We start from the raw sequence: 1531 nt of genomic DNA on the forward strand, positions 1-1531 counted from the left end.
TCTGCGGCCCTACGGTCTATGGCGATCCGCACTTGGGACACGCCCGTCCGGCCATTACCTTCGATATCCTCTTCCGCTACCTCAAGCACTTAGGATATAAAGTGCGCTATGTGCGCAACATTACCGACGTGGGTCACCTGGAACACGACGCTGACGAAGGCGAGGACAAGATAGCCAAGAAGGCACGTCTGGAACAATTGGAGCCGATGGAAGTGGCACAGTATTACACCAACCGCTACCACGAGGCTATGGATGCCTTGGGCGTACTGCGTCCCAGCATCGAGCCGCAAGCCTCGGGACACATCATCGAGCAGATTGAACTGGTAAAGGAGATACTGAAGAACGGATATGCCTACGAAAGCAAGGGTTCCGTCTACTTCGACGTGGCCAAGTACAACCACGACCACCACTACGGCAAGCTGTCCGGCCGCAACCTGGACGACGTGCTGAACACCACCCGTGAGCTGGACGGACAGGACGAGAAGCGTAACCCCGCCGACTTCGCCCTGTGGAAGAATGCACAACCGGAGCACATCATGCGCTGGCCGTCGCCTTGGGGCAACGGTTTCCCGGGCTGGCACTGCGAATGTACGGCCATGGGACGGAAGTATCTGGGCGAACACTTCGACATACACGGAGGCGGCATGGACCTCATCTTCCCGCATCACGAATGCGAGATAGCACAAAGCGTAGCCAGTCAGGGCGACGACATGGTGCACTACTGGATGCACAACAACATGCTGACCGTGAACGGACAGAAGATGGGTAAGAGCTACAACAACTTCATCACCCTGGAGCAGCTCTTCACCGGCACACACCCGCTGCTGGAGCAGGCCTACACCCCGATGACCATCCGCTTCTTCACCCTGCAGGCACACTACCGCAGCACCGTGGACTTCGGCAACGAGGCCCTGAAGGCCGCTGAGAAGGGACTGGCCCGACTGATGGATGCCGTCAGCGGACTGGAAAAGATTACGCCCGCACAAGCATCGACGGTGGACGTAAAGCAGTTGCGTGAGAAGTGCTACGAAGCTATGGACGATGATTTGAATACGCCTATCGTCATCGCCCACCTATTCGACGGAGCCAAGATGGTGAACAATATTCTGGCAGGCAACGACACCATCACTGCTGCCGATCTGGAGGAACTGAAAGAAACCTTCCACCTGTTCTGCTTCGACATTCTGGGTCTGAAAGCCGAGAACGCTTCGAACGCCGCCCGCGAAGAAGCCTTCGGCCACGTAGTAGACATGCTGCTGGAAGAACGCGCCAAAGCTAAAGCCAACAAGGACTGGGCTACGAGCGACAAAATACGCAACGAACTGACCGCCCTTGGTTTCGAGATAAAGGACGGCAAAGACGGTTCGGAGTGGAAACTCAATAAATAATTTCCTACTCCCGCCGCTGCAACAGGCACGGATGGCATTGCCTTTTTCCCAACATCGGTCAGGAAAGGCGGTGCCGCCCGTGCCTTTTTCATGTCCTGATGGCGGCGCGGCATTCCGTCATCCTGCCACCCGCCGGCTCCTTA

The 1531-nt window shown here is 56.8% G+C and carries 1 protein-coding gene; it reads left to right on the forward strand.

Annotated elements, in window-relative coordinates; translation table 11 throughout:
- Positions 1-1388, forward strand: a 1388-nt coding sequence (gene cysS, locus QVP67_RS02330; RefSeq protein ID WP_288179818.1) for a cysteine--tRNA ligase, incomplete at its 5' end; no start/stop codon positions are given.
- Between the last annotated feature and the right edge of the window lie 143 nt (positions 1389-1531).

The sequence above is a fragment of the Bacteroides sp. CAG:633 genome (assembly GCF_000435115.1).
GTDB lineage: Bacteria > Bacteroidota > Bacteroidia > Bacteroidales > Bacteroidaceae > Bacteroides > Bacteroides ndongoniae.